The organism is Nonomuraea sp. NPDC050691 (assembly GCF_040654455.1).
In the GTDB taxonomy this organism is placed as follows: Bacteria; Actinomycetota; Actinomycetes; order Streptosporangiales; family Streptosporangiaceae; genus Nonomuraea.
In genome coordinates, this window is record NZ_JBFAIA010000028.1 from 40,423 (window position 1) to 61,541 (window position 21,119).

18 protein-coding genes are annotated in these 21,119 nt (G+C 71.4%); 6 read left to right on the plus strand and 12 right to left on the minus strand.

Annotation, left to right across the window (positions count from 1 at the left end; translation table 11 throughout):
* Positions 1-136 precede the first annotated feature (136 nt).
* The 5 genes from AB0H81_RS14520 to AB0H81_RS14540 are packed head-to-tail and all read right to left on the minus strand — an operon-like array spanning position 137 to position 8,348.
* Positions 137-3,028 carry a glycoside hydrolase family 3 C-terminal domain-containing protein gene (locus tag AB0H81_RS14520; protein ID WP_358374029.1) on the minus strand — a complete coding sequence of 964 codons (2,892 nt, stop codon included), beginning with the start codon at positions 3,026-3,028 and terminating at the stop codon, positions 137-139.
* 21 nt (positions 3,029-3,049) lie between these two features.
* Positions 3,050-3,874, minus strand: coding sequence for a carbohydrate ABC transporter permease (locus tag AB0H81_RS14525; protein ID WP_358374032.1), 825 nt, complete (start codon positions 3,872-3,874; stop codon positions 3,050-3,052).
* Entirely contained in the window at positions 3,871-4,734 is an 864-nt protein-coding gene (locus tag AB0H81_RS14530; protein WP_358374035.1) for a sugar ABC transporter permease, read from the minus strand. Before AB0H81_RS14530 ends, AB0H81_RS14525 begins: the two co-directional genes overlap by 4 nt.
* Positions 4,735-6,054, minus strand: coding sequence for an extracellular solute-binding protein (locus AB0H81_RS14535; RefSeq protein ID WP_358374038.1), 1,320 nt, complete (start codon positions 6,052-6,054; stop codon positions 4,735-4,737).
* Positions 6,051-8,348 carry a TIM-barrel domain-containing protein gene (locus AB0H81_RS14540; protein WP_358374042.1) on the minus strand — a complete coding sequence of 766 codons (2,298 nt, stop codon included), beginning with the start codon at positions 8,346-8,348 and terminating at the stop codon, positions 6,051-6,053. The genes AB0H81_RS14535 and AB0H81_RS14540 overlap by 4 nt, the downstream gene beginning before the upstream one ends.
* Before the next feature lie 643 nt (positions 8,349-8,991).
* Here AB0H81_RS14540 and AB0H81_RS14545 point away from each other — a divergent pair.
* Positions 8,992-9,219, plus strand: coding sequence for a hypothetical protein (locus tag AB0H81_RS14545; RefSeq protein ID WP_358374045.1), 228 nt, complete (start codon positions 8,992-8,994; stop codon positions 9,217-9,219).
* 134 nt (positions 9,220-9,353) lie between these two features.
* Here AB0H81_RS14545 and AB0H81_RS14550 read toward each other — a convergent pair whose 3' ends face one another.
* Positions 9,354-10,748 (minus strand): NAD(P)H-quinone dehydrogenase, encoded by a 1,395-nt coding sequence (locus AB0H81_RS14550; protein WP_358374048.1) that lies wholly within the window; start codon positions 10,746-10,748, stop codon positions 9,354-9,356.
* A 72-nt stretch (positions 10,749-10,820) separates the two neighbouring features.
* On the opposite strand from AB0H81_RS14550, the gene AB0H81_RS14555 reads away from it, so the two are divergent.
* Positions 10,821-11,273, plus strand: a complete 453-nt coding sequence (locus tag AB0H81_RS14555) for a gamma-glutamylcyclotransferase (RefSeq protein ID WP_358374051.1) — start codon at positions 10,821-10,823, stop codon at positions 11,271-11,273.
* Between the two features lies 1 nt (position 11,274).
* On the opposite strand, the gene AB0H81_RS14560 is transcribed toward AB0H81_RS14555, so the two are convergent.
* Positions 11,275-12,576 carry an MFS transporter gene (locus AB0H81_RS14560; protein WP_358374054.1) on the minus strand — a complete coding sequence of 434 codons (1,302 nt, stop codon included), beginning with the start codon at positions 12,574-12,576 and terminating at the stop codon, positions 11,275-11,277.
* Positions 12,577-12,686: 110 nt separating this feature from the next.
* Here AB0H81_RS14560 and AB0H81_RS14565 point away from each other — a divergent pair, with 110 nt between their 5' ends.
* Genes AB0H81_RS14565 through AB0H81_RS14580 form a run of 4 tightly spaced genes read left to right on the plus strand, consistent with a single transcriptional unit; the run spans position 12,687 to position 17,455 of the window.
* The gene (locus tag AB0H81_RS14565) at positions 12,687-13,667 is read left to right on the plus strand and encodes an Lrp/AsnC family transcriptional regulator (protein ID WP_358374057.1); all 981 of its coding nucleotides are present in this window, start codon (positions 12,687-12,689) and stop codon (positions 13,665-13,667) included.
* Positions 13,664-14,992: a M20/M25/M40 family metallo-hydrolase gene (locus AB0H81_RS14570; protein WP_358374060.1), complete on the plus strand. Its 1,329-nt coding sequence runs from the start codon at positions 13,664-13,666 to the stop codon at positions 14,990-14,992. Before AB0H81_RS14565 ends, AB0H81_RS14570 begins: the two co-directional genes overlap by 4 nt.
* A 1-nt stretch (position 14,993) precedes the next feature.
* Positions 14,994-15,797, plus strand: coding sequence for a purine-nucleoside phosphorylase (locus AB0H81_RS14575; RefSeq protein WP_358374063.1), 804 nt, complete (start codon positions 14,994-14,996; stop codon positions 15,795-15,797).
* A complete protein-coding gene (locus tag AB0H81_RS14580) occupies positions 15,794-17,455 on the plus strand; it encodes a phospho-sugar mutase (RefSeq protein ID WP_358374067.1) in 1,662 nt (553 codons plus the stop codon). Before AB0H81_RS14575 ends, AB0H81_RS14580 begins: the two co-directional genes overlap by 4 nt.
* A 49-nt stretch (positions 17,456-17,504) precedes the next feature.
* Here AB0H81_RS14580 and AB0H81_RS14585 read toward each other — a convergent pair whose 3' ends face one another.
* The 5 genes from AB0H81_RS14585 to AB0H81_RS14605 form a co-directional block, all read right to left on the minus strand.
* Positions 17,505-18,023, minus strand: a complete 519-nt coding sequence (locus AB0H81_RS14585) for a GyrI-like domain-containing protein (protein ID WP_358374069.1) — start codon at positions 18,021-18,023, stop codon at positions 17,505-17,507.
* Positions 18,024-18,038: 15 nt separating this feature from the next.
* Positions 18,039-19,016 (minus strand): RNA polymerase subunit sigma-70, encoded by a 978-nt coding sequence (locus AB0H81_RS14590; protein WP_358374072.1) that lies wholly within the window; start codon positions 19,014-19,016, stop codon positions 18,039-18,041.
* Positions 18,938-19,795, minus strand: coding sequence for a MerR family transcriptional regulator (locus AB0H81_RS14595; protein WP_358374075.1), 858 nt, complete (start codon positions 19,793-19,795; stop codon positions 18,938-18,940). Before AB0H81_RS14595 ends, AB0H81_RS14590 begins: the two co-directional genes overlap by 79 nt.
* Positions 19,796-19,864: 69 nt before the next feature.
* On the minus strand, positions 19,865-20,476 hold the full coding sequence (locus tag AB0H81_RS14600; protein WP_358374078.1) for a hypothetical protein: 612 nt from the start codon (positions 20,474-20,476) through the stop codon (positions 19,865-19,867).
* The coding region (locus AB0H81_RS14605) for an adenosine deaminase family protein (protein WP_358374081.1) at positions 20,473-21,119 on the minus strand (647 nt) is incomplete at its 5' end. The genes AB0H81_RS14605 and AB0H81_RS14600, both read right to left, overlap by 4 nt.

The following is a 21,119-nucleotide window of genomic DNA, read 5'->3' on the forward strand; positions in this document are numbered from 1 at the left end:
CCGCCCGCCCGGATGGCCTCCATGCACGACCAGGTCTCGGGGACCCTGACCGTCGCCTCGCCTTCGCGCATGTGAGCCTCGACCTCGAGGCTCACACACGTCTCACGTCAGGTCAATAGTTTGAACTAGCAACCAATCACCGGCTGAGCCGCAGGTCCTTGAGCCGCAGGTCTCCCTTGAAGACGACGTACAGGTCGCCCCTGCCGGGCTTCACGGTGGCGCTCGCCGTGCCGTACTGGTAGACGCCGCCGGTCGCCGGCACCTGGGCGGTGCCGAGCAGCGCGCCGGTGGGCGAGCCGAGCCGCAGCTCGACCGAGCCGCCGCCGACCGAGGCGACGCCCGCCGTGAGGCGGGAGCCCCACGAGGCGCCCGTGAAGGAGATCCAGTCGCCCGCCGACCCGGCCACGACGTCGCCGCGGACCTTGGACTCGTCGGCGAACTCCACGCCGGAGTAGCCGTCGAAGTCCATGGCGCGCGTGGCCTTGGTGAGGTCGCGCACCGGGACGGTCTCGCCGGCCACCTGGAGCGTCGCCCGGGCCCGGACCTGGTCGGAGGAGGAGCCCACGAGCACGTCGTGCGTGGCCGCCTCCACGACCCACTTGCCCCGCGTGTGGTCCCACACGGCCAGGTCCGACCGCTTCAGCGGGAACGTCACGGTCCTGCTCTGGCCGGGGTCCAGCGCGATCCGCTGGAAGCCGCGCAGCTGCTTGACCGGCTGCTGGAAGCGGGAGCGCTGCTGGTGGGTGTAGAGCTGGACGACCTCCTCGCCCTTCACCTTGCCGGTGTTGGTGACCTTGACGCTGACCTGCTGGCCGTGGACGCGCAGGCCCTGGTAGCCGAAGGTCGTGTAGCTGAGGCCGTGACCGAAGGCGTAGAGCGGCCTGTCCTGGTGGTACAGGTACGTCATGCCGGTCTTGACCAGGTCGTAGTCGTGGATGCTCGGCAGCTTGTCGGTGGCGTACCACGTCTGGGTGAGCCGCCCGGCCGGGTTGACGTCGCCGAAGAGCACGTCGGCGACCGCGTGGCCGGTCTCGGCGCCGGCGTGGGTGGTCCACAGCAGGGTCGGGGCGTCCACGATGACCGGGTAGCTGGTCTCCAGCACGACCACGGTCTTCGGGTTGGCCTTGCTCACGGCCTCGATCAGCCGCCGCTGCCCCTCGCCGAGCTGGAGGTTGTCGCGGTCGTGGACCTCGCGGGCCGCCACGAACGGGTGGCTGCCGACCACCACGACCGCCACCTCCGCCTTGCGGGCCTGCTCGGCCGCCGCAGCGACGCCGTCGGAGACGACCTCCTTGGCGAAGCGGGCCGCCTGCGCCTTGGGGGCCAGGCCGGGCGTGCCGTCGGCGTTCACGGTCACGTACGGGTCGGGCAGGCCGTACCAGCTCTCCATGCTCTCGTAGCCGGCGTAGCGGACCAGGTAGGAGCCGTCGGCCTGCTTCTCCAGCGCGAACTGCTGCTGGACGTACCAGCCGTTGGGCTCGGCGTCGTCGGTGTCGAGGGAGCGCGAGTCGCCGCCGAGGAGCTTGCCGTTGCCCGCGTTGCGCAGCGTGGAGACGCCGCCGGTCCAGTCGGTCAGATCCCACTGGGAGGCGGGGGTGGGGGCGGTGTCGGTGAGTGCGACGTTGTCGTTCGGGCCTGAGCCGGTGGCGGTGAGGTACTTGCCGGAGCCGAGGTGCTTGAGCGCGATCCGCTCCAGTCCTGCGCCGCCGGTGACGCCGGGGACGCGCTCCTTGATCCCGTCGAGCGGGGTCACCTGGTAGGGCATCTGGCCGCCGTAGAAGTCGGGGTACAGGCGGTCGGCCAGCGGTCCGACGACGGCGGCGCTCTTCGGTCCGGCCAGCGGCAGCAGGCCGGAGTTGCGCAGGAGCACGGCCGCCTTGCCGGCGGTCTCCCGGTTGAGCCGCTGGTGCTCGGGGCTGTTGATCACATCCTTGGTGATCTTCTTGTACGGCCCGCCGTCCGGGTCGAAGTGGCCGAGCCGCAGCCTGATGGACAACACGTGCCGTACGGCGTCGTCCACGTCGGCCTGCGTGATGAGGCCGCGCTCCAGGGCGGCCGTCAGGAGCTGCGCCGTCGGCCCCGAGTTGCTGTCGTCCACGGTGAAGCTGTCGAGGCCGGCCTTGAGCACCGCGGCGAAGGCCTCGGCCTTGTCGTCGTAGTACTTCTCCACGTCGGTCAGCGCGTGCGGGCCCCAGGCGTCGCTGACGTTGTAGAGCGTCTTGTCCGTCCACGACCGGACGACCTCGTCCAGGTCGGAGTTGACGTGGTTGGGCCGGCCGTTGACCAGGTTGTAGGAGGCCATCACGCCGGTCGCGGCGTCGGCCGAGATCGCGGCCCGGAACGCCTTCTCGTAGTACTCGTGCTTCAGTTTGGGCGTCAGGTTGGAGGAGGTAAGACTGCGGTTGGTCTCGTTGTTGTAGGCGAGGTAGTGCTTCAGCACCGGCGCGGTCTTCAGGTAGAAGGGGTCGTCACCCTGCAAACCCTTGCCGTAGGCGGTGGAGATGGCGCCGGTCAGCAGCGGGTCCTCGGAGTAGCCCTCCTCGTTGCGCCCGGCCCGAGGGTCGCGCAGGAGGTCCACCACCGGCGCCCACAACTGGAGACCCCACAGGGTCGGGTTGACGGCGTTGTAGCCGCGCGCCTCGTCGCCCACGGCCACGCCGACCCGCTTGATCAGCTCCGGGTCCCACGTGCTGGCAAGCCCGACGGCCTGTGGGAAGACCGTGCCGTTCGCGGACTTGGTCTTCCAGCCGTCGTCGAGGTCGTTGGACCAGGCGACGCCGTGCAGCGCCTCGGTGCCGTTCTTGTGGTAGGGGATGCCGAGGCGCGGGATCGCCTGCTGCGACTGGTGCAGCAGGCCCAGCTTCTCGGGCAGTGTGAGCCGGCCGAGCAGGTCGTCGATCCGCTGCGCCGGCGGCAGGGCGGGATCACGGAAGGGCGGCTCCTCGGCCGCCTGCGCGGGCGCGGCCAGGAACGATGCCGCCAGCGCCAGGGCGGCAAGGAGCGGCGTACGGCTTAAACGTCGGGGCATGGGGGCTCCAGAGCGGGGGTATCACTTGACGGCGCCGACGGCGACGCCTCGGGTGAGCGTGCGTTGGAAGATCAGGAAGAACGCGACCGCCGGGACGATGCCGAGCAGCGCCGAGGCGCTGGACATGGTGGCGTCCATGTACTTCTCGCCCTGCAGAACTCCGAGGGCGACGGGCACCGTCTGGTTGTCGTTGGAGATGAGGAAGATCAGCGGCAGGAAGAACTCGTTCCACGTCCAGATGAAGAAGAAGATCAGCAGGACGTTGATGGTGGGACGGCTGATGGGCACCACGATCCGCCACAGGGCGCGGAAGCGGCCCGCGCCGTCGATGGCCGCCGCCTCCAGGATCTCCTTGGGGAACTGCCCGAGGACGGCGCTGAGCAGGTAGGTGCCGAACGCGGCCTGGATCGCGGTGAACACGATGATCACCGAGAGTTTGGTGTCGTAGAGGCCCACCTCCTTCGACAGGTAGTAGAGGGGATAGGCCAGCGCCTCCTGCGGCAGCGTGTTGGCCACGAGGAACAGCGCGAGGATCCACAGCCGGCCGCGTACCCGGCCGATGCCCAGCGCGTAGGCGTTGAGCACCGAGAGCACGACCGCGAGCACCGCCACCGAACCGCTGATGACGAGGCTGTTCCACAGCTTGCCGCCGAAGTCGACGCGCTTCCAGAAGTCGGCGATGCCCTGGAGGTACAGCTCGCCCGGCAGGCTCAGCGGACCCTCGGCGCCGTACTCCGCCGGCGACTTGACCGCGTTGACCGCCACGACGAGGAACGGGAACAGCATCACCGCGGCCAGCACGACCAGCGCCGCCAGCACGGCCCATCGGCCCGGCCCCGCCCTCATGACTCACGCTCCTGCACGCGCAGGAACAGGAACGTCACCACGATGATGATCAGGGCGAGCACCGTGGCGATGGCCGAGCCGTACCCGACGTTGCTCTTCTGGAAGAAGCTCAGGTACGAGAAGTACGACGGCACCATCGTGGCGTTGCCGGGCCCGCCGCGCGTGAGCACGTAGATCGGTCCGAACACCTTGAGCGCCGCGATCGTGCAGGTCAGCAGCACCACGAACGTCTCCGGCCGGATCTGCGGGATCGTGATGTGCCAGAACCTGCGCCACCACGACGCCCCGTCGATCTCGGCCGCCTCGTGCAGCGCCGGGTCCACCCGCTGGAGCCCGGCCATGAAGATGACCACGGGGTAGCCGAGCTGGAACCACACCATGACCGCCATGACCGTGGCCAGCGCGAGATCGGGGTCGCCGAGCCAGTTCAGCTTGAGGCCGAAGATCTGGTTCACGGCGCCGTACGACGGGTGCAGCATCCATCCCCACACGACGCCGGCCACCGCCACGGGCAGCACCTGCGGCAGGTAGTACATCGCCCGCAGCGCGGCGGCCGTGCGGGTGCCGAATTTGCGGCCGATGTAGTCGAACAGGACGGCCGCGAGGAGCAGGCCGAGCGCGGTGGGCACGATCGCCATGGCCACGATGAGGCCGACGTTGTGCTGGAACGACTGCCAGAAGCGCTCGTCGTCCAGCAGCCGGGTGTAGTTGTCCAGCCCCACCCAGCGCGGCGTGCCGACGCCCGACCAGCGGGTGAAGCTCGTGGCGACGTTCATGAGGAACGGCGCCACGATCACGGCGAGGAACAGGACCAGGCTGGGGGCCAGATACCACCAGTAGCCCTTGGTGCGAGCCCTCATCTAGTTGCCGATGTCGGCGAGGTTGTCCTCGTACGGCTTGGCGACCTCGTCCAGCACCTGGGCCGGCGTCTTGCTGCCGTTGATGAGGTTCTGGACGCCCGCCACCATCACGTCGTAGTAGCCGGGCGCGGGCCAGTCGGGGTAGAAGGCCAGGCCGTCGGCGGTGGTGAGCTTGTTGAAGCTCTCGATCAGCTCCTTGCTCTTCGGGTCGGTGATCGCGGCCGGGTCGGCCGCGACGGGGACGCCGCCGGAGTTGCCCATCAGGTTCTGGATGTCCTTGCTCATCGTGATGTCGATGAAGTCGTAGGCGAGGTCCTTGTTCTCCGACTTCTCGGGGACGACCCACACGTTGCCGCTGGAGCCGGGCGACATGGTGGCGCCGGGGAACAGGAAGTGGCCCCACTCGAACTTCTTGATCTCGGAGGCGAACCGGCCGTACCACCAGCTTCCGCTGATCATCATGGGGTACGTGCCCTTCATGAAGGCCACGCCCATGTCCTCGGCTTTGAGCCCGGCCGAGTTCTTGTCGAGGTAGCCCTTCTTGACCCAGTCGGCCAGGGTCTGCGCGCCGTAGGTGAACTCGGGCCCGTGGAAGTCCACCTTGCCCTTGTACGACTGGAAGGCGTCCACCCACGGCCGCTGCGCCTTGCTGAGGGCGAGCTGGTAGAAGATCTGCTGGGCGGGGTACTCGGCGCCGGCCGTGGCGATGGGCGTCACCTTGGCCTTGACGAACGTGTCGAGGGCCGCCGTGAGCTCGTCGAACGTCGTCGGCACCTTGACGCCGTGCTTGTCGAACAGCTCCTTGTTGTAATAGACCATGACGAACTCGCCGTAGTTGGGCACGCCGTACCACTTGCCGGAGCCCATGACGCCCCGATCGTCGTACTTCGCGGTCACCTGGAGGCCGCCGGGCAGCAGCTTGTCCCAGCCGCGCTTGGTGGCCTGCTCGCTCAGGTCGGCGAGCAGGCCCTGCTTGGACAGCAGGCCGGCGGTGGCGTTGCCCTTGTTGTACTCCATGATGTCGGGCGCCTCGTCGGAGTTGAGCACCATGCTCGCGGTCTTCTGGATCTGCTCGAAGCCCTTCTCCTCGAACTTCACCGTCACGCCGGGGTGCGCGGCCTCGAACCGCTTGACCGCCTCGGCCCACGCCTTGCCCATGGCGCTGTCGGCCGTCTCGTAGTGCCAGAGCTTGAGCACGCGCGGCTGGCCGCTCGCGGCGGTCTTGCCGCCGTCGCCCGCGTCGCCAGAGCCGCCGGACCCGCAGGCCGCCAGCGTCAGCGCCACGGCGGCCAGCACCGCGACGCCCATCGACTTGTTCATGCGTTCTCCTGAGTGATGACGGCCCGGCCGGGCGCGCCCGCCACCGGGGCGAACTCGACCGTGGTGATCCGTTTCGGTCCGGTGACGGCCACGCGCAGCGTGTCGCCGTCCCGGGTGGCCACGACGACGGTCTCGCCATCGGTGTCGTGGATCTCTGTACGGCTGTCGCCGCCCCCGAAGGCGAGCAGCGCGAGCTCGGCCGGCGTGTCCACCGTGTCACCGGGGGCGGTGACCGGCAGGAGCGCGCCGTGCCGGACGAACAGCGGGACCTGCTCCAGCGGCTTGGCGATCTGCACGTAGCGGGGTCCGGCCAGCACCTCGCCGGTCCAGTAGTCGACCCACTCTCCGCGCGGCAGGTAGACCTGGCGCGTGCCGTCCGGGGAGGTCATGGGGGCGACGAGCAGGTCGCGCCCCAGCAGGTACTCCAGGTCGGCCTGCCAGGCGACCGGGTCGTCCGGATGGTCCACGCACAGGGCGCGCATCATGGGGGCGCCGGTCCTGGCCGCCTCGACGGCCGCCGAGTAGAGGTACGGCATGAGCCGGTAGCGCAGCCGCAGCGCCTCGACGGCCAGCCCCTCGACGGCGGGGAACTCCCACGGCTCGCGGCTGGTGGTGCCGTGCAGGCGCAGCAGCGGCGACAGGGCGCCGAACTGGGTCCAGCGCACGTACAGGTCGTCGGTGGGGCGGCCGGTGAAGCCGCCCGCGTCGTGGCTCCAGAACGGCACGCCCGACAGGCCGTGCGCGAGCCCGCCGCGCAGGGTGCTGCCCATGGCCGCGTAGCTGGTGTAGGTGTCGCCTCCCCACTGGGCGCTGTGCCGCTGGCCGCCGAGGAACGACGAGCGCGCCCAGACCAGGGTGTGGCCGTGGACCTCGCGGGTGACCTCGGCGACGGCGTCGTTGAACAGCAGCGTGTAGACGTTGTGCAGGTCGGTGCCCGTCATGCCGTTGGCGGCGACGGCGTCGTGCGGCACACCCTCGGCGAAGTCGGTCTTGAACGCCTGGACGCCCTGGCGCAGGAGCGGGCGCAGCAGGCCCTGGAACCAGGCGACGGCCTCGGGGTTGGTGAAGTCGACGATGCCGCAGGGCGGGAACGAGCCGTGCCAGCAGTCGGCGACGTACGCCTCCCCACCCGCCGTTTTCAGGAAATATCCGGCTTCGGCGGCTTCGAGGAAGGCGGGGCTGAGGTGAGAGACGTACGGGTTCATCCAGAGGCAGACCTTGAACCCCATCCCATCCAGCTCGGCCAGCATCCCCTCCGGGTCCGGGAAGGTCTCCGGGTCCCAGCGAAGGTCCGACCAGTGTCCCTCTTTCTGCCAGTACGTGTCGAGATGGAGCACGTCGCACGGGATGCCCCTCTCCCTGATCGTTCGCGCCCTGGCCAGCACCCGCTCCTGGCTGTCCACGAAGAACCCGGACGAGATCCACGTGCCGAACGCCCACTTCGGCGGCAGCGCCGGGCGGCAGGTCAGCCGGTCGTAGCGGTCGAGCACCTCGGACGGGGTCGGCCCAGCCAGCACGTAGTAGTCGAGGACGTCGTCGGGCACGAGGATCTGCACGACGCTGTGCGTGGACTGGCACACGTCGAACTCCGCCGGCGCGCCGCTGTCGACCAGCACGCCGTAGCCCCTGCTGGACAGGTACAGGGGCACGTTCTTGTACGCGCGCTGCGACTCGGCGCCGAAGGCGTCGAAGTTCCACATGACGGGCCGCTGCCCGCGCTTGTCCAGCGGCGTGAACGACTCCCCGAACCCGGTGAACGCCTCGTCGGGCGCCGCGCCGAAGCTCTCGTGGTAGGCGACGGCCGTCCCGTCGGCGCTCGACCGGCCGAACGGGAGGGTGCGCATCCTGCCGCTGATGTCGGTGTGCCCGCGATCCTGCTCGACCAGCGTCCGGCCGGAGGCGTCCACGAAGCGCAGGTGCCACGGCGTGAGGCTGATCTCGGCCCGGATCGAGCCGGCGTCGATCACGATCGGCTCACCCGGGGTGACCCCGGCACGGGCCCCTGAGTACGTGCCAGGGGTCACCAAGGAGATGGCCCGTTCAGAACGTGGCCTGGCCGACGCGTCCTCCGAGAGCCGCACGCGGATCACGCCCTCACCGGCCACGCCCACCTGGACCACCAGCGCCTCCTCCGCCGTGGTGACCGCCTTCAGCATCACCTCGGCGCCGTCGGCCGCGACCAGCTCGGCGGAGATCACCGCCGACAAGCCGCCCTCGCCGCGCGCACGAACCGGAAGCTCAGGCGGATCCGCGACAAAGTACTCGTGCGCGACCAAAGGGGGACGGTAGGGCATGGAGGCTCCTTCTAGGACTTGCGCCAGCTCGTGAATTAGTTTGGTCTCCATACCAACAAACGTCAACGATTGGGTCCGCCCGAATTTCTGTCGGTGCCCAGGTTGCGACGTCCCGGTCAAGGCGAGAGCCCGGAAGTCGAGCGCACCGGCGACACGGAGCCGGTCACTCATCCCCTCGTGGGCGTCCCCTGCTGATCCGGTCCCGTGCCCGGGTCGCCCGACCGAGGACGGCGCGGCCTTCCCCCCGCACGCCCGGGCGCTTCCGCCCCTGCGGCCAGGCCCCCTGGAAGAGCCGGTGTGGGGAAGAAGCGGTAGTGCCGGGGCGGCGCGGGCGCCCACACTGTGCGGCGGGGCCCGCGACGTGAGAGGCAGCGCCATGATCGAGTTCTACTCGTCCCAGAGCACCGTCACCGACCCGGTGAGCTGCGCGGATGGATCGACGCGGTCCCCGCCGACCTGACCTCGATCCGCGAGGCGGCCGCCCGGCTGGTGTTCCACTACTGGGCCTACGGCGACATCACCGCCCACGGGATCGCCGCCGACCGGATCCGCGAGATCAACCTGCGCTACGCACCATGGCATCGCGGCCCGGGCCAGGTACGGCTTCGCCGACTACCTCTTGCCCGGCTGGTGGCTGGACCACATGATCCCCGACGTGTGGGACCCGGCGGAGAGGCGCTGGCGTCTGGTGGAGCCGGAGTTCGAGGAGGGGTGGACCCCGCTGGGCGAGACGCGGCCGCTCCCGCTCACCGACGTGCCCCGCGACCGGTTCCTGACCGGGACGAGGGCCTGGCGGCTGTGCCGGGACGGCCAGGCGGACCCGGAGCGCTTCGTCGTGGCCCCCGGCGTCGAGCGCCCGTCGCTGAGGTAGTGGCCGGGCGCTGACGGAGAAGCGGCTGCGGGCGGCCTACGACGATCCCGCGCTGCGCGTCCCCCGGTGATCGCCACGCACTCACCGCCTGACCACCGCCGCGAGCAGGTCACGCTACGCCCCTCCCGGGAGGGCTAGATGCCGATGGCGGCCTCGGGCTGCATGAGGCGGCGGGCCGCCTCGGTGATCGAGCCCGACAGCGACGGGTAGACCGCGAACGTGTGCGCGAGCTGGTCCACGGTCAGCCGCTGCTGCACCGCCACCGACACCGCGAGGATCAGCTCGGACGCGCGCGGCGCCACCACCACGCCGCCCAGCACGATGCCGGTGTGCGGCCGGCAGAACAGCTTGACGAAACCGTCGTTGAAGCCCTGCATCTTGGCCCGGGCGTTGGTCGCGAGCGGCAGCTTGACCACGTTGGCCTCGATCTCGCCGGCCTCGATGGACCGCTGCGCCACGCCGACGGCGGCGATCTCGGGGTCGGTGAAGATGTTGGAGGCCACGGTGGCCAGCCGCAGCGGCTGGACGGCCTCGCCGAGCGCGTGCCACACGGCGATGCGGCCCTGCATGGCCGCCACCGAGGCCAGCATGAGCACGCCGGTGCAGTCGCCCGCCGCGTAGACGCCGGGCGCGGAGGTGCGCGAGACCTTGTCGACCTTGATGAACCCGCCCCGGTCGAGCTGGACCCCGGCCTCCTCCAGGCCCATGCCGCCGGTGTTGGGCACCATGCCGACCGTCATCAGCGCGTGGGAGCCCTCGGCGGTGCGGCCGTCCTCCAGCGTCACCACGACTCCGTCGGCGGTGCGCTTGACGGAGGCGGCGCGCGAGCGGCCCATGACGTTCATGCCGCGTCGGCGGTAGACCTCTTCGAGCACCTCGGCGCCGTCGGCGTCCTCGTTGGGCATCATGCGGTCGCGGCTGGACACGAGCGTGACCTCCGCGCCGAGCGAGCGGTAGGCGCCCGCGAACTCCGCGCCGGTGACGCCCGAGCCGACCACGATGAGGTGCTCGGGCAGCTCCTCCAGGTCGTAGAGCTGGCGCCAGGTGAGGATGCGCTCTCCGTCGGGCTCGGCGCCGGGCAGGACGCGCGGGGTCGCGCCGGTCGCGACGAGCACCACGTCGGCCCGGACCGTGCGGTCGCCGGCCCTGACCACCTGCGGGTCGACCAGCCGGCCGCGCGCCTTGATGATCTCCACGCCCTCGGCGGCGACCCGCGCCTCAATGTCGGCCGACTGCGCCTGGGCGAGTTCCTTGACGCGCTTGTTGACCAGCGGCAGATCGACGGTCGCCGCGCCGATGTCGCCGTCGTCGCCGCCCGAGAAGCTGACGCCCAGCGACGGGGCGTCGAGCAGGGCCTGTTTGCGGGCGGAGGTCGCGATCAGCGTCTTGGACGGCACGCAGTCGGTCAGCACGCACGCCCCGCCGGGCCCGTCCTGTTCGACCATGGTCACCTGCGCGCCCAACTGCGCGGCCACCAGAGCTGCCTCGTATCCGCCGGGTCCGCCACCGATGATCACGATCCTTGTCACGTGTACCATTCTCCCGCATCGTCCGGCCTGCCGACGAACGGGGCGGCACTCGTCGCGCTACCCTTGTCAGCTGTGCCTGTCTACGCCGCCTACGGCAGCAACATGGACCCTGAGCAGATGGCCATGCGCGCCCCGCACTCTCCCGTGCGCGGCGTCGGCTGGCTCCAGGGATGGCGTCTGACGTTCGGCGGTGAGGACATCGGCTGGGAGGGCGCGCTGTCCACCATCGTCGAGGACCCTGACGATCACGTCTTCGTGGTCCTGTACGACGTTCCCGAGTGGGACGAGAACTCGCTCGACCAGTGGGAGGGCGCGGCCCGCGGCCTCTACCACAAGGTCCGGCTGCGGGTGCAGACCCTGGAGGGCGCGCAGGTCGCCTGGTTCTACGTGCTCGACGGTTACGAGGGCGGCCTGCCCTCCGCCCGCTACCTCGGCATCCTGGCCGACGCGGCGGAGCGGGCGGGGGCGCCCGACGACTACGTCAAGGAGCTGCGCGGGCGCCCCTGCAGGTCCCTCGGCACGTGACCTAGCTCAGCGGCTGGTCCTTGGTCTCCTTCAGCGCGAACGCGTAGACGCAGGTGGAGATCAGCGCCAGCGCCGAGACGTACCACGGGAACAGGTGCATGTTGCCCGCGTCCTGCAGCGCGGTGCCGATCAGCGGCGCCGTGCCACCGAAGATCGCGACGGTCAGCGAGTACGGGAAGCCCGCGCCCGCCGCGCGCACCCGGGTCGGGAACAGCTCGGAGTTGACCGCGGCCGAGATGGACGTGAAGCAGCCGAGGAAGACCATGCCGAGGCACTGGATGAACAGCAGGCTGGCGAAGGAGTTCGACAGCATGCCGAGCAGCGGCACCGGCAGGATCATGAAGCCCAGGCCGAACGTGATGAGCATCGGCTTGCGGCCGATCCGGTCCGACAACATGCCGAGCAGCGGCTGCAGGACCATGAAGAACAGCAGCGAGATGGTGCCGACCGCGAGCGCGTCGGCCTTGTCGAACTTCACGGTGAGCTGGGCGTAGGTCGGCAGGAACGTCGTCCAGGTGTAGTAGGAGACGGTGCCGGCGACCGTGATGCCGACGATGAGCGCGGCCTTGGTCGGGTAGTGCACGAGGAACTCGAACAGCCCCGGCCGCTCGGCCTTGCCCTCGCGGATCTCCTCGGCGACCGCGCTGGTCTCCTCGGCGCCCTTGCGGATCCACAGGCCGACGAGGCTGATGACGGCGCCGATCACGAACGGGATGCGCCAGCCGTACGAGCTCATGTCGTCCTCGCTGAGCGTGGAGGCGAGGAGCGCGGCCAGACCGGAGGCGAGGAGCTGGCCGATCGTGGTGCTGACGTACTGGAAGCTCGAGAACAGGCCGCGGCGGCCGGGCGGGGCCGACTCCACGAGGAACGTGGTGGCGGCGGCGAACTCGCCGCCGACCGACAGGCCCTGGATGAGGCGGGCCAGCGTCAGGACGATCGGCGCGAGCACCCCGGCGGCGGCGTACGTCGGCGTGACGGCCAGCAGCAGCGACCCGCCGCCCATCAGGATGATGGTGAACGTCATGGCCGCCTTGCGGCCGAACCGGTCGGCGAAGGCGCCCACGAGCAGCCCGCCCAGCGGCCGCATGAAGAAGCCGACGGCGAAGACCGCGAAGCCGCTGAGCAGCGGCACGAGACTGTTGCCCGTCGCGGGGAAGATCTGCATGGAGAAGTAGATCGCCAGGAAGCTGTAGGTGTACCAGTCGAACCACTCGACGACGTTCCCGACGCTGGCCGCCATGAGCTGACGGACTCGACTTCGGGGGATGCCGACGGTGGACGGCGCAACGGGGGAGGTCGCCACTGGGGGCTCCTTTGCTGAAAGGTGCGGTATGGCCTACTGTGCAAGTGGACGACCGAAACAGTCAAATAGCACGGCACATATTTACAAACCCGACATAGAAACGGCTCTCAGTGGACGTTCTCGACCGCCGGCTGGTCGCCGCGCTGCAAGTCAGCCCGCGCGCGGCGTGGGGTGAGATCGGCAGGGCGGTCGGCGAGCACGAGCGCACGGTCGCACGCCGGTTGCAGCGCCTGATCTTCGAGGGAGCGGTACGCGTCACCGCCATCTACGACGACCTCCGCTCCGGCCACGGACGGCCCGTCCACGTGCACGTCCAGGTCCGGCCCGGCACCGCCGGCGCCGTCGCCAAGGCCCTGGCCGACCGGTCCGACACGCGCTCGGTCTACTCGCTGACCGGGGTCGCCGACATCGGCTGCGAGCTGGTCTCGCCCTCGCGCGAGGCGCTGCACGACATCATCACCGCGCAGGTGCCCGTGATCGACGGGGTCCTCCAGACGCAGACCCAGGTCGTGCTGCACACGTTCCGCACCGTGGCCGAGTGGCACGCGCCGTACCTCACCGAGCAGGAGGTGGCGGAGCTGCGCCCGGCCGCCGCGGCCGGCCCCCTGCCCGACGAGGACGGCATGTCACCGCTGGAGCAGGAGATCGCCGAACTGCTCGTCACCGACGGCCGCATCGCCTTCACCGCCATCGCCGAGCGGCTCGACGTCTCCGTGCCCACGGCCCGGCGGCGCGTCGCCTCGCTGCTCGAACGCCGGGTCCTGCTGCTGCGGGCCGAGGTCGAGCCCGTCCTGCTCGGCCTGGAGGTGGAGGCCCAGCTCTGGCTCAAGGTACGCCCGGACGGGCTCGACACGGTCGGCCGCACCCTGGCAGCCCACCCCCACGTGCGCTACTGCGCCGCCACGGCCGGCACCCACTCCCTCATCGTGCAGGTGGCGGTGGCCCACGAGGCCGCCCTGTACCGCCTCCTCACCGAGGTCGTCGGCGACCTGCACGAGGTCACCGGCACTGACGTCACCCTCATCACCCGCGCCTACAAGCGCGGTCATCTCCGCAAGTCCGGCCTTCTCACCCTGGAAAGGACACCATGACTTCCGCCGAGACCCCTGCCGCGACCACCGCCGAGAACGAGGTCGCCGAGCTCTGCACCGAGTTGATCCGCGTCGACAGCAGCAACTACGGCGACGGCAGCGGACCAGGGGAGCGAGCGGCCGCCGAGGTCGTCATGGCCCGGCTCGCCGAGGTCGGCATCGAGGCCACCTACATCGAGAGCGCCCCCGGCCGCGGCAACGTGATCACCCGCGTGGAGGGAACCGACCCGTCGCTGCCGGCGCTGCTCGTGCACGGCCATCTCGACGTGGTGCCCGCCAACGCGGCCGACTGGTCCGTGGACCCCTTCGCCGGCGAGGTCCGCGACGGCTACATCTGGGGCCGCGGCGCCGTCGACATGAAGGACATGGACGCGATGATGCTCGCCGTCCTGCGCCGGCTCACCCGCGACGGCCGCCGGCCGCGCCGCGACCTCGTCTTCGCCTGGGTCGCCGACGAGGAGGCGGGCGGCGTGTACGGGGCCAAGCACCTGACCAAGCACCACCCGGAGCTGTTCGAGGGCGTCACCGAGGCGATCAGCGAGGTCGGCGGCTACTCCCTGGAGGTGGACCCGTCGCTGCGGCTCTACCTCATCGAGACCGCGCAGAAGGGCCTGGCCTGGATGCGGCTCATCGCCGACGGCACCGCCGGGCACGGCTCCATGCTGAACTCCGACAACGCCGTCACCGAGGTCGCCAAGGCCGTCGCCCGGATCGGCGCCCACGAGTGGCCCGTCACCCTCACCCCGACGGTCCGCACGTTCCTCACCGAGGTCGCCGCCGCCTTCGGCATCCCCTTCGACGAGAACGACCCGGCCCCGATCCTCGACAAGATCGGGCCGCTGGTCCGCTTCGTCGGCGCCACCCTGAACCACACCACCAACCCCACCCAGCTCGACGCCGGCTACAAGTCCAACGTGATCCCCGGCCGGGCGAGCGCCGTCGTCGACGGCCGGTTCCTGCCCGGGCACGAGGACGAGTTCTTCAAGACCGTCGACGAGCTGATCGGGCCCGGCGTGCGCCGCGAGTTCGTCCACCACGACATCGCGCTGGAGACCACCTTCGACGGCGACCTGGTCGAGTCGATGATCGCCGCGCTCAAGGCCGAGGACCCGACGGCGCGGGCGGTCCCGTACTGCATGTCGGGCGGCACCGACAACAAGACCTTCTTCGCCGACCTGGGCGTTCGCGGCTTCGGCTTCGTGCCGCTGCGGCTGCCCGGCGACATGGACTTCGCCTCGATGTTCCACGGCGTGGACGAGCGGGTGCCGGTCGACGCCCTCCAGTTCGGCGTGCGGGTGCTCGACAGGCTCCTCCTAAACTACTGAGGTGACCAACGACCCGTACAAACTGGCTGGTGACGCCGCCGCGGCGCTGAGGGCCGCGACCGGCCTCGACACCTTCGACGTGGCCCTCGTGATGGGCTCCGGCTGGGTCCCGGCCGCCGACGCGCTCGGGGAGGTCGTGACGGAGATCCCGCTCACCGACCTGCCCGGCTTCGCCGCCCCCGCCGTGGCCGGACACGGCGGGAAGCTGCGCCTCGTCCGCACCGGCGGCGGCCGGCACGCGCTCGTCCTCCTCGGCCGCAGCCACCTCTACGAGGGCCGGGGCGTCGACGCGGTGGTCCACGGCGTGCGCACCGTCGCCGCCGCCGGAGCCCGCACGATCGTCCTGACCAACGCCGCCGGCGGCCTGCGCCCCGAGACGCAGCAGGTGGGCGACCCGGTGCTGATCAGCGACCACATCAACATGACGGGCGCCAACCCGATCACCGGCACCACGTTCATCGACCTGTCCGAGGTCTACTCCAAGCGGCTGCGGGCGCTCGTCCACGAGGTGGACCCGTCGATCGCGGAGGGCGTCTACGTCGCCTTCCGCGGGCCCACCTACGAGACGCCGGCCGAGATCCGCATGCTGCGCACGCTCGGCGGCGACCTCATCGGCATGTCCACGGTGCTGGAGGCCATCGCCGCCCGCGAGGCCGGGCTGGAGGTGCTCGGCGTCTCGCTGGTCACCAACCCCGGCGCGGGCCTGTCCGACCAGCCGCTCGACCACACCGAGGTCCTGGAGGTCGGCCGCGCCACGGCCGCCCGCATGGGCATCCTGCTGGCCAAGGTCATCGAGCGCGTATGACCGGCGACACCTCCTCCGCCACGGACCTGGTCGCGGCCGCCCGCGCCTGGCTGCTGCAGGACCCCGACCCCGAGACCCGGGCCGAGCTGTCGGACCTCCTCGACGCGGGCGACACCGAGGCGCTGCTCGACCGGTTCGGGCGCCGCCTGGAGTTCGGCACGGCCGGGCTGCGCGGCGAGCTGGGCGCCGGGCCCAACCGGATGAATCGGGTCACCGTCATGCGCGCCGCCGCCGGTCTGGCCGCGGTGCTCGGCCCCGGCAGGCACGTGGTCATCGGCTACGACGCCCGGCGCAACTCCGACGTGTTCGCCCGCGACACGGCCGCCGTGCTGACCGGCGCCGGGCTGCACGCCTCGATCCTGCCGTGCCCGCTGCCCACGCCGGTGCTCGCGTTCGCCGTGCTCCACCTGGAGGCCGACGCCGGCGTCATGGTCACGGCCAGCCACAACCCGCCCCGCGACAACGGCTACAAGGTCTACTGGGGCGACGGCTCCCAGATCACGCCGCCGATCGACGGCCGGATCTCGGCCGCGATCGAGGCCGTGGGCCGCGTCGACCAGTTGCCGCTCGGCGCGCCCGGCACGCTGACCGAGCTGGGCGAGGACCTCGTCGACGACTACATCGACGCCGTGGCCACGCTGCCGCTGGGCGAGGCCCGCGACCTGCGGGTGGCGTACACGCCGCTGCACGGCGTCGGCGGCGCCACGCTGACCGACGCGTTCCTGCGGGCGGGCTTCCCGAGCCCGATGGCGGTCGAGGAGCAACGCGAGCCCGACCCCGGCTTCCCGACGGTGGCCTTCCCCAACCCCGAGGAACCCGGGGCCATGGACCTCGCCGCCGCGCTGGCCGCCCGCACGGGGGCCGACCTCGTGCTGGCCAACGACCCCGACGCCGACCGGTGCGCGGTGGGCGTGCCGCTGGCCGACGGGTCGGTGCGCATGCTGACGGGCGACGAGGTGGGCGGGCTGCTCGCCGAGCATGTGATCACCCACACCACGGGCGACCGCATGGTGGCCACCACGATCGTCTCCTCCACCCTGCTGGGCAAGATCGCCCGTGCCCACGGCGTCCGCTACGGCGAGACGCTGACCGGCTTCAAGTGGATCATCAAGGCGGGGCCGGGCCTGGTCTTCGGCTACGAGGAGGCCATCGGCTACAGCGTCGGGTCCGGCGCGGGGCTGCCGGTACGCGACAAGGACGGCATCGGCGCCGCCCTCACGGTCGCGGCCATCGCCGCCGCGGCCAAGCGCGACGGCCGCACACTGCTCGACCTCCTGGACGACCAGGCCCGCCGCTACGGCCTGCACGCCACCTCGCAGCTCTCGGTCCGGGTCGAGGACCTGTCGCTGATCGCCGGCGCCATGGCCCGCCTGCGGACCGCTCCCCCGGCCGCGCTCGGGGGCCGCGCGGTGGAGCGGGCCGACGACCTGAGCCGCGGCGACGGCGGCCTGCCGCCGACCGACGGCCTGCGCTACACGCTGTCGGGCGGCGCCCGCGTCGTGGTCCGCCCCTCGGGCACGGAGCCCAAGCTCAAGTGCTACCTGGAGGTGGTGGTCCCGGTCACGGACGACGTGCCGGCGGCCCGCGCCGAGGCCACCCGCGCCCTCGACGACCTCAGGGCCGACCTGACGAAGGCCCTGGACCTGTCGCACCCGTGACGCGGACCGGCCCCGGAGCCAGGCTCCGGGGCCGTCCTCCCGCCAGGTGTCAGGCGAGGCGGAACTCCAGGGTGGTGTCCCAGTTCGCCGGGTCCGGCTCCACCCGCGGGTCGGTCTCGTAGAGCTCCAGGCGGCAGCCCCAGCGCTCCACACCGTCGCGCTCCGCGAGGTCCCACGTCAGGCCCTCCTTCTCCCCCCAGGCCAGCAGGTCACCGATGACGCCGGCCAGGCGGTCGGGGTGGCCGTGGTGGGTGAGCGTTGCGTAGCGGCCGGCCGGGAGCGCGGCGGCGAAGAAGCCGGCCCCCTCCTCCTCCACAGGCTCCTCCAGGGACCGGGCGATCGGCACGCCCGCCTCCACCTCCAGGCGGTCGGCGGCCATGTCGATGGCCCGGTACCTGAGGAACGGGGCGCCGGCCAGGGCGACGCCGTGCCGTCCCAGCCAGGCGATCAGCTCGGGGATGCGGTCGGCCACCTCGCCGAAGGTCGTCATGGTGATGGTCCTGAGCACGCCGACGTAGGGACGGTCGGGGTGGTCCACGATGCGGGGCACGGACATGGGCGCGGTCATGGATTCCTCCTTCTCTCACCCACTGGTACGGAGCGGGGGCGCCGAACTCATCGGCAGGCCGAAGAGCGGGAACAACCGGTCCCCGAGATACGTGGTCGCGCCCGTGACGAACCCGCCCGACGTCTCGATGAGCAGGACCGCGAACGGCCGCCCCTCCTGGTACTGGCCGAAGGCCGCGGCGCCGTTCGCCCGCCCGGCAGGGACCAGCCGGGAGCCGGCGCAGGGCGCCCCGGCCGCCCGCAGGACCGCGCCGATCGCGTCCCGGCCGCGCAGCCACCAGGTGAACGGCGGCATCGCCATCGTGGCGTCCTCGTGCAGCAGCGTGACGAGGGTCTCGACGTCGTACCGCTCGAACGCGTCCACGTACCGGCCGAGCAGCTCCTCGTCCACCTCCTCCCCGTACGGCGTGTCCGGCGCGGCCGGGAGGGCGGCCCTGGCGCGCTGAAGAGAGCTGTTGACCGCGGCGACGCTCACGCCGAGCAGACCGGCGACCTCGGCGGCGCTCCAGCGCAGCACCTCGCGCAGGATGAGCACGGCCCGCTGGCGCGGCGGCAGCCGCTGCAGCGCGGCCACGAACGCCAGCCGCACCGTCTCCCTGGCCACCGCCAGCTCGGCCGGGTCGGGAGGCGGCAGGCGGCCGTCGGGCAGCGGCAGGACCCAGCGCTCCTCGGGCAGCGGCGCGCCCAGACCCGTGCCCGGCGTGGCCGCCGGCGCGAGGTCCATGGCGCGGGCCCGCCGCTGGGGGCCGCGCAGCATGTCGAGGCAGACGTTCGTGGCGATGGCGAACAGCCATGACCGGACGGAGGCGCGGCCCGGGTCGTAGCGGTCGAGGCCGCGCCACGCCTTGACCAGGGTCTCCTGCGCCGCGTCCTCGGCCTCGAACCCGGAGCCGAGCATGCGGTAGCAGTAGCCGGTCAGCTCGGCGCGGTGCCCTTCGAGCTCCGCGAGACCGCCACCGCCGGCGCCACCTCGATCTGGAGTTCCGTCACCCACGCGTCCTCCTCCTCCGGGCAGTGCAGGTACACCTCCCTGCCGAGCGACAGCGAACGGTACCCGTTCTCCTCGATCCAGTGCGCGAGCGCCTGGAACGTCGGCCCCACGCCGTCCATGGACCCGTGGTGGACGGCCGTCGCCGCCCTCTCGATGCCCGGCAGCGTGACGACCCGCGGCTCCCCGCCCGCGGGCGGCTCCGCGGAGACGGGGAACGCGGCGTGGACCCGCACCGCCCCGTCCCCTTCCGGCAGGTAGTACGCCACGGACGGGCCCACCGGCGACACGCCCGCCGCGTCCAGCCGCGCGCACAGCTCGCCGAAGAGCGGCTGGACGACCGGGCCGATGTCCTCCGGCTCGTAGCTCGCGGCGAGCGCGCTCAGCTGGGCCACCCGGGCCGGCGCCACTCTCTTGACCACCACGTCCACGGTCCCCATGCCGCCCTCTCTCTCGATCGCGCGGAGCCTCGCCTCGACGCCGCGCAGCCGCGCCCGGTCGGCGCTGATACGCGCCTCCAGCTCGGCGCGGCGCAGCCGCACCATGCCGTGCAGCTCCTCGGTGCTCACCTCGTCGTCGAGGATCGCCCTGACCTGTTCCAGGGTGAAGCCGAGGTCCTTGAGCGCGACGAGGCGGTTGAGCCGGGAGAGCTGGGCCGCCTGGTAGGAGCGGTAGCCGGTGACCGGGTCCACGTGCGCGGGTCGTAGCAGGCCGATGGCGTCGTAGTGGCGCAGCATGCGCACTGACACGAGCCCGAGCCTGGCGAAGTCTCCGATGCCGAACATGACCGCTCCAGGTATAGGACCTCACACGGTGTCAGGGTCAACCGCCCGGCCACGGCGACGGGCCGGACGTCAGCCCGCGACGACGGCGACGACCACCATGACCAGGGCGACGGCGATCGCCGCGAACGAGTCGTACGCCCACGACACCCGCGCCGGCGCGGCCTCCTGGCCGCGGCGCCGGGCCGACTCGGCGCGCTCGGTGATCTGCTCCCCCACCCAGTCGGCGTGCGTCTTGCCCGCCAGCGCCTCGGCCGCGGCCTGCTCGGCCTTGGTCAGCGCCGGCTCGGTGCGGAAGCGGCCCCGCCGCGGCGGCGCCGCGCCCCGGCGCTGCGCCTTGGCCCGCTCGCGGGCGCTGCTGACCGGGGTCCACAGCCGCAGCAGCTCGCCCGCGTCGTGGCGGACGTTGATGGAGTGGGAGACGCTGACGTCCTCGACCGAAGCCCAGGGCACGGCGGTCGTGCGCAGCGGGTTGCGGCCGATCAGCGCGGCCTCGGTGAACCGCGTGACCGGCCTGAGCGCGACCACGTACACGAGCGCGGTCAGGGCGGCCAGCACGGCCAGCGCCACGAGCGCCGGCTTGCCGTTGTAGCGGGCGATCAGGTCGTAGACGTTGAGCGCCGCGAACACCACCCACACCCATCCGAGGACGAACGCGAACCTCGACCGGTACGCCTGCTTCATGGCCGCCACTTCAGTTGCGCGAACCCCGGCTTGATGATGCCGTTGATCAGCGCCAGCCGCTCGTCGAACGGCAGGAACGCCGACTTCATCGCGTTGACCGTGAACCACTGCAGGTCGTCCCAGCCGTAGCCGAACGCCTCGACCAGCTTGGCGAACTCCTCCGACACGGTGGTCGAGCTCATCAGCCGGTTGTCGGTGTTGACCGTGACGCGGAAGTACAGGCGGCGCAGAAGCCCGATGGGGTGCTCGGCGATCGAGCGGGCGGCGCCGGTCTGCAGGTTGGAGGTGGGGCACATCTCCAGCGGGATGCGCTTGTCGCGGACGTACGCGGCCAGGCGGCCGAGCTTGGCGGTGCCGTCCTCGGCCACGGAGATGTCGTCGATGATGCGCACGCCGTGCCCCAGCCGGTCGGCGCCGCACCACTGGATGGCCTGCCAGATCGAGGGCAGCCCGAACGCCTCGCCGGCGTGGATGGTGAAGTGGGCGTTCTCCCGCTGGAGGTACTCGAAGGCGTCGAGGTGGCGGGTGGGCGGGTAGCCGGCCTCGGCGCCGGCGATGTCGAAGCCGACCACGCCGACGTCGCGGTAGCGCACGGCCAGCTCGGCGATCTCCATCGAGCGGGCGGCGTGCCGCATCGCGGTCA